At 50.5% G+C, this 7,163-nt stretch carries 6 protein-coding genes and 2 pseudogenes; 4 read left to right on the top strand and 4 right to left on the bottom strand.

What is annotated here, in order from left to right; all coding sequences use genetic code 11:
* From AC1DWB_RS20635 to AC1DWB_RS20625, 3 genes and pseudogenes are all read right to left on the bottom strand, one after another.
* Positions 1–137 (bottom strand): annotated as a pseudogene (locus AC1DWB_RS20635) (stage IV sporulation protein A); the annotation flags it as partial.
* A 328-nt stretch (positions 138–465) separates the two neighbouring features.
* Positions 466–1,200, bottom strand: coding sequence for a hypothetical protein (locus AC1DWB_RS20630; RefSeq protein WP_477542981.1), 735 nt, complete (start codon positions 1,198–1,200; stop codon positions 466–468).
* Complete coding sequence (locus AC1DWB_RS20625; RefSeq protein WP_477542980.1) at positions 1,194–1,535, bottom strand: 2Fe-2S iron-sulfur cluster-binding protein; 342 nt, start codon at positions 1,533–1,535, stop codon at positions 1,194–1,196. Before AC1DWB_RS20625 ends, AC1DWB_RS20630 begins: the two co-directional genes overlap by 7 nt.
* A gap of 44 nt (positions 1,536–1,579) precedes the next feature.
* Between AC1DWB_RS20625 and AC1DWB_RS20620 the strand changes: the two genes are divergently transcribed.
* Together AC1DWB_RS20620 and AC1DWB_RS20615 are read left to right on the top strand one after the other, a co-directional pair.
* Positions 1,580–1,714: a hypothetical protein gene (locus tag AC1DWB_RS20620; protein ID WP_477542979.1), complete on the top strand. Its 135-nt coding sequence runs from the start codon at positions 1,580–1,582 to the stop codon at positions 1,712–1,714.
* Positions 1,677–1,973, top strand: a pseudogene (locus AC1DWB_RS20615) (4-hydroxy-3-methylbut-2-en-1-yl diphosphate synthase); the annotation flags it as partial. The gene AC1DWB_RS20620 and the pseudogene AC1DWB_RS20615, both read left to right, overlap by 38 nt.
* On the opposite strand, the gene AC1DWB_RS20610 reads toward AC1DWB_RS20615, so the two are convergent.
* Entirely contained in the window at positions 1,974–2,723 is a 750-nt protein-coding gene (locus AC1DWB_RS20610) for an N-acetylmuramoyl-L-alanine amidase family protein (protein ID WP_477542978.1), read from the bottom strand.
* A 239-nt stretch (positions 2,724–2,962) separates the two neighbouring features.
* On the opposite strand from AC1DWB_RS20610, the gene lonB reads away from it, so the two are divergent.
* Positions 2,963–4,681 carry an ATP-dependent protease LonB gene (gene lonB / locus AC1DWB_RS20605; RefSeq protein ID WP_477542977.1) on the top strand — a complete coding sequence of 573 codons (1,719 nt, stop codon included), beginning with the start codon at positions 2,963–2,965 and terminating at the stop codon, positions 4,679–4,681.
* A 144-nt stretch (positions 4,682–4,825) separates the two neighbouring features.
* Entirely contained in the window at positions 4,826–7,162 is a 2,337-nt protein-coding gene (gene lon / locus AC1DWB_RS20600; protein WP_477542976.1) for an endopeptidase La, read from the top strand.
* Position 7,163: the final 1 nt, after the last annotated feature.

Raw genomic sequence — 7,163 nt, 5'->3', positions numbered from 1 at the left:
ATGTTCGGCAGCACCAGCGTTTCCATGAACCGCTTGATAAACGTCGATTTGCCTGTACGGACCGCGCCCACTACCCCTAGGTAAATATCCCCGCCAGTGCGTTCTGCGATGTCCTTGAAAATATCCACTTTCTCCAATTTGATCCCTCCCAACAGGATGATGAATGAAGCAAGTGTCGCGATACGAGAGACGGATGCTGCGAAAGGGCAGGCCCGGTATGCGACTAACTCGTACATGCTTTCAGACTAGTAAAAAATATATGTACGGGACTGGCAAATATGACTGCATGGCTCTATTTTTTTCTCTATTAATTTCAAATGTGCAGTGTAACCAGTCCCTTCTCTTGCATGCTGTACCGAACAAATATATGTGACAATCCGGGAAGTTATTCGGAAATGACAAAGAAACCCTCTGAACCAGCTTCGTCTGGCGCAGAGGATTATTCAAATTCATATGGACTTTCGTTCATTGCTCGGATAAGACCGGTTGTCCGTTCTTCCAATGGTAAGGGTATGATTTGGCTGGAACAAATGGGGATTCCCGCACTAGAATAGCCCGCAGATCAGAACCCGATTGAAGACCCGCAGCAAGCGATTTCTCGGTGATCATCTTCATCAGATCCGGCGCATAATCAATCGCAACTGTCCCGGATTCATGCAGCACGAAGCTAATAAACTGACGGGAATAGCGGCTCTCCACCTGAACTTGCTTCTCCCCCAGCTTGGCATAATCCAACTGGTAGAAATGCGGCGCAACTTCAGCGCCAGACGGGAGCTGCCCTTGATGTGAGGCCTTGTACTCGTCCACCTTCTTCTGGATATCACCGGTTTGCTGATAGGCCACCAGATCCATCACCCGCACCTCGGGCTTCTCATCTGGATTGACTAGGACGAATATCGCCGACCCGCCATTCTCATAGGAGACTGCAGGGAGTTGTGAGATGTAGTGACCATCTTTCAGCTTGCGCATATCAATTACATATTTTTCATAGATGGGCGTGAGCGAATTAGAGTTCTTGATCGGGAGCACGCCCGTACGCTGCTTGTACGTATCAATCGCATTCTGAACGAGCACGATACTCTCGCGAATGGATGTCATGTTGTCCAGCTTATTGTTCTTGTTATATAAGCAGCCGGATAGCGCCAGAATGACACTCACGGCCGCAATTAGCCGCGCGACTTGACTTAGTACTTTCACCATAAATCTTCCTCCTGCTGTTTAGCCAATTGAGCCCGTACTGCTGCCCGAAGCGGGTCTTCTGGAACGATGACCGTAACATTCCCAGTCACTCGCGCTTGGCAGGCTAGTCGGATATGGGTGTCCACCAGATTACCTAGCTTACGTGCTTCATTAGGTATCATGGGCAGTAGTCCGATTGAATCTTCCACTGTAACCTTGCACATCAAGCAAGAAGCGTTACCGCCGCAACGCGTACGAACATGAACTCGCGCTCGACTCGCCGCATCCAGCAAAGTGGTACCGGGCTTCACCGTTATTTTCTTGTTATCGGGTAAGAACGTAATCTCAACAGACAATGTAGTCACCCTTCCTGAGTGAGTTCCGGCAGGAGCGACCGGATGTGACCAAGATAAGGTTCTCCGATCTGGTTGCGGTCAATAAGCACCCGCCACAATTGCCGATGAGCATTCACATTCAATCGGATAACTTCGGCAATCGGGCGACTCGATATCGACCTGTTCTCCGTCGCCAATGAGGTAGAGCAGTACATCGAGAAGCTGAAAGTGCCGATTAAGGTATCTGTATTGGGTTGTGCGGTGAACGGCCCTGGTGAAGCCAAAGAAGCGGACATCGGCATAGCCGGTGCCCGTGGAGAAGGGATGCTGTTTCGTTACGGTGAGATGATACGCAAGGTGCCGGAAGCTGAGCTGGTTAGTGAGTTGAAGAAAGAAATCGACACCATCGTCGCTGAGTTTGAACGGACCGGGACGATTCCAGGCCGCAAGCAGCATTGATTACTTGTAAGGCTGATTGGAGAAGGCAATCAAATATTCTCGGATGGCGGAGGCGATAGCTTCCGCCATTATTTGTTGTTTGGCTGGCGTTGTCAGAATCGCACGATCATCGGGATTGCTGATAAAACCCATTTCTACAATTACCGCAGGACAGGGGGAGTGGTTCAACAAGTAGAATGGCTTTCCAAGGTAAGGGATTTCTCCGTTCTTCCCGTATAAGTTGTTCAATCGTCGCTGGATCAGATGGGCAGCCGCATGGCTTTGCGGGTTCATCTGAAACAGAACTGTCGCTCCCGTCCTACTTGATCGCTTGGCCCAATTCGTGTGGAGGCTGACGACTAACTTGGGTCGCAGCGCTTCCGCCAGCAGTTTGCGTTGGGACAAGTCCCTCAGGTGGCGTGAACGGCTTCCCAGCCAATAATTATCGTCGCTTAGTGCATAATCAGTCGTCCGATTGATGGCTGTCCGTACCCCGGAACGTGTTAACTGCTCATACACCTTCAAAGCGATATCAAGATTGACGTTCTTCTCAAGCAATTCACCGAATTTCGTTCCGCCGTCTATGCCGCCATGTCCGACATCGATGACAATATCGGTTCCGGGAAAGGCGAGCGGTGCAACCCAAGCCGGGGCGCCCAGCGATTGGTGTGATGAGTAGGGTTTGGCATCAAACGAGGCTGCAGATGTCCTAGTGTTCGTTCCGCTTACGAGCAGCAGGCATCCAGCGAGCAGTATGGATAATAGTCTCATTTAGTCAAAACCGCCTTTTTGGCTAATTGTGCAGATTGAATCCTTACCCTATATCGTGTACAAACTTTTTGTTCTCATTCTCGGTTAACCCGCCCTGCACAGGGGAATACTACCAATATCTACCCCAAATTGATCCCCAAAAAGTGAAGTGAAGCTTTGAGGCTTAATTGGATTACTTTTCGGGGACCCCAGGTGAGACCAATAATGCGATGCGTTGTAACGTATAGGAGGAGTAAAGTATGAGTTTAAGTATCATTTTGATGATTATTCAGGTGTTTTTCGCCATTGTCATCGGTTTATATTTCTGGAATCTGCTGCGCAATCAACAGACGAACCGAACGGCAGTAGACCGGGAATCGAAGAAAGAGATGGATAAGCTGCGCAAGCTCCGTTCTATCTCATTAACCAAGCCTTTGTCGGAGAAAACAAGACCATCCACGTTGGACGATATTGTCGGTCAGAAGGAAGGGCTGCGTGCGCTGAAGGCGGCCCTGTGTGGTCCGAATCCGCAGCATGTGATTATATATGGACCTCCGGGAGTAGGCAAGACAGCGGCTGCCAGAGTGATTCTGGAGGAGGCGAAGAAGAATGCGGCATCTCCGTTCCGCTATGACGCCAAGTTCATAGAGCTGGACGCGACAACCGCCCGATTCGACGAGCGAGGGATTGCCGATCCGTTGATCGGTTCCGTTCACGATCCGATCTATCAAGGTGCGGGTGCAATGGGTGTGGCAGGTATTCCGCAGCCGAAGCTCGGGGCTGTTACGAAAGCGCATGGTGGCATGCTGTTTATTGATGAGATTGGCGAATTGCATTCGATTCAGATGAATAAGTTATTAAAAGTGCTTGAAGACCGCAAAGTGTTTCTCGAGAGTGCTTATTACAACTCCGAGGATACAAACGTGCCGAATTACATTCATGACATATTCCAGAACGGATTACCGGCAGATTTCCGCATGGTAGGTGCGACGACCCGTACACCACAGGAAATTCCACCAGCTATTCGATCACGCTGTATGGAAATTTTTTTCCGACCTCTGTTGCCGGAAGAGATTGAACGCATTGCCACGAACGCAGTACGCAAAATTGGGTTCAAGGAAAACAAGCAGGCCGTCGAGGTTGTGAAGAAGTATGCGACGAACGGCCGGGAAGCCGTCAATATGATCCAACTCGCGGTTGGTATAGCGATCTCGGACAGTCGTAATGATATTACAGCAGGTGACGTGGAATGGGTAGCTAACAGCAGTCAGCTTACGCCGCGTCCCGAGAAGAAGGTGCCGTCAGAACCGCAAATCGGTCTGGTCAATGGACTTGCGGTATATGGTCCGAATCAAGGCATGCTGCTGGAAATCGAAGTTACTGCCACACCATGCGATCAACCTGGTACTGGTAAATACACAATTACCGGGGTTGTGGATGAGGAGGAAATGGGGGGAGGGTCCAAGACACTTCGTCGCAAAAGTATGGCCAGAGGGTCGATTGAGAATGTGTTGACTGTCCTCCGCAGATCCGGTATGCATACATACGACTATGACCTGCACATCAATTTTCCTGGAGGCATTCCGATTGATGGGCCTTCTGCAGGTGTGTCGATGGCTACAGCGATTGCATCTGCAATCCGTGGTATTCCGGTTGATAATAAGCTAGCGATGACAGGGGAGATCAGTATACATGGCAAGGTGAAGCCGATTGGCGGGGCTGTAGCTAAGGTAGAGGCGGCTTTCCAGGCCGGTGCAACCAGGGTGATCATTCCGAAGGAGAACTGGCAGGATATTTTTGGAGGACTAAGCGGGGGATTGGAAGTTATTGCGGTGGAATCGATCGACGAAGTTCTGGCTCATGCACTTGGCAAGAGAGAGTATGAAAGTCCAGCCGTAATGCCGAATTCCGTAGATGTGCTGATTGCTTCGCCGCCGCCACTATTTCACGCGGGTCCTGACATAAGCAGTGAGGGGTAGTCAATTGGTGTTTTGTCGGCAATTTTGATAAAATGGTGACTACATCCAATTAAGGGCCCTGATGACCACGCTTGCAACACGAAAAGGGAATGGGTGACGGGATAACTTATTATGGGAAGTTACAGTCGTAGGGAGGTGCTGGGCATGGGACCGAATAAGCCGAAGGTACGTAAACTGCCTTTGCTGCCGCTGCGCGGATTGCTTGTATACCCAAGCATGGTGCTGCATCTGGACGTAGGACGCGAGAAGTCTGTCAAAGCGCTTGACCAGGCGATGGTGGACGACAGCATGATTCTGTTGTGCTCCCAATCCGAGATCAATATCGAGGATCCGGCTAAGGATGACATCTACCGCGTAGGTACGATCGCCAAAGTAAGGCAGATGCTCAAGCTGCCTAACGGAACGATCCGTGTGCTTGTGGAAGGTATGATGCGTGCTGAGATCGTAGAGTTCCTCTCCAACTCGGAATACTATACAGTGATGGCTAAGGAACTCCCGGAACAAGAGACGTCCGATTCCGAGACCGATGCTTTGATGCGAACCGTTCTGAGTCAATTCGAGCATTACATCAATTTGTCCAAGAAGGTCACACCGGAGACATTGGCTGCCGTGTCCGACATCGATGAGCCAGGAAGACTTGCCGATGTGATCACGAGCCACTTGTCTTTGAAAATAAAAGATAAGCAGGATATCCTCGAGACGGTGGACGTTCGGGAACGGCTTGAGAAGCTGCTCAGCTTCTTGAACAATGAGCGGGAAGTGCTCGAGTTGGAGCGCAAGATCAATCAACGGGTCAAGAAGCAGATGGAGAAGACACAGAAGGAATACTATTTGCGTGAGCAAATGAAGGCTATACAGAAGGAGCTCGGTGAGAAAGAAGGCCGTGCGGGCGAGGTTGAAGAGCTAAGAGCCCAGATGGAAGAAGCWCAGCTTCCAGAGAAGGTGCGTGAGAAAGTCGAGAAAGAAATTGATCGGCTTGAGAAGATGCCGGCTACTTCAGCAGAAGGAGYCGTCATCCGCAACTATCTGGATTGGCTGTTAGCATTGCCATGGTCCAAATGGACGGAAGACGATCTGGATATCCAGAAAGCAGAAAATATTCTGAACGAGGATCATTACGGGTTGGAAAAGCCGAAGGAGCGAGTGCTGGAATATTTGGCTGTTCAGAAGCTCGTTCAGAAGATGAAGGGGCCGATTCTATGCCTCGTGGGACCTCCGGGCGTAGGGAAGACTTCAATAGCACGTTCCATTGCACGTTCGCTTGACCGGAAGTTCATCCGTATCTCACTAGGTGGTGTTCGGGATGAAGCGGAGATTCGCGGGCATCGGAGAACGTATGTAGGGGCGATGCCGGGACGAATCATGCAAGGTTTGAAAAACGCCGGCAGTCACAATCCTGTTATGCTATTGGACGAAATCGACAAGATGTCGATGGATTTCCGCGGAGACCCGTCTTCAGCATTGCTGGAGGTGCTCGATCCAGAGCAAAACAGCACTTTTAGTGATCATTATATCGAGTTGCCATTCGATCTGTCGAATGTGATGTTCGTAACGACGGCGAATGCCGCGCACAATATTCCGCGGCCGCTGTTGGACCGTATGGAGCTATTGTACATTCCGGGGTATACGGAGCTTGAGAAGCTGCAGATTGTTAGCAAATATTTGCTGCCCAAGCAGATCAGAGAGCACGGTTTACAAGAGGACCAGCTTCAGGTGGACGAAGAGACACTCATGAAGGTCATTCGTGAATATACCCGTGAAGCGGGTGTTCGTAATCTTGAGCAGCAAATGGCCAGTTTGTGCCGCAAGTCTGCCAAATTGATCGTTTCCGGCGAGAAAACGAGTATTCATATCGATAATCAGGCGTTAGTCGATTACTTGGGACCTGCGAAGTTCCGGGTTAATCTTGCGGAAGAAGAAGATCAAGTCGGAGCGGTTACAGGGCTGGCCTGGACAGAAGTAGGCGGAGACACCTTGGTCATCGAAGTGACGGTCATGCCTGGCACAGGCAAGCTGACGCTCACAGGTAAGCTGGGAGACGTTATGAAGGAATCCGCGCAAGCGGCCTTCAGCTATACTCGCTCGAGAGCAGAACAGTTGCATATTCCACCGGATTTCCATGAGAAGAACGATATTCACATTCACATTCCGGAAGGTGCAATTCCGAAGGACGGTCCATCTGCGGGGATTACGATGGCGACTGCTCTAATCTCGGCGTTGACCGAAATTCCAGTATCGAAGACCGTAGCCATGACCGGAGAGATTACGCTCCGCGGGCGAGTGCTTCCTATTGGCGGATTGAAGGAGAAATCGCTGGCAGCACACCGAGCGGGTATTCGTACCGTACTTTTACCGAAAGACAATGAGAAGGATATACAAGATATACCGCAAAGCGTACGCAGCGAGATGACCTTCGTTCCCGTACAACATATGGACCAGGTGCTCGAGCATGCGTTAGTCACCCAGGTTCCGATCCACTAAG

Source organism: Paenibacillus sp. P4_E11, assembly GCF_056401635.1.
This window is presented reverse-complemented; position numbering and strand designations above follow the sequence as displayed.

Bases quoted from the DNA above. Each gene is read 5' to 3' on its own strand.
- lonB (WP_477542977.1), top strand. From the start codon at position 2,963: ATGAGTTTAAGTATCATTTTGATGATTATTCAGGTGTTTTTCGCCATT.
- AC1DWB_RS20610 (WP_477542978.1), bottom strand. From the start codon at position 2,723: ATGAGACTATTATCCATACTGCTCGCTGGATGCCTGCTGCTCGTAAGC.
- AC1DWB_RS20630 (WP_477542981.1), bottom strand. From the start codon at position 1,200: ATGGTGAAAGTACTAAGTCAAGTCGCGCGGCTAATTGCGGCCGTGAGT.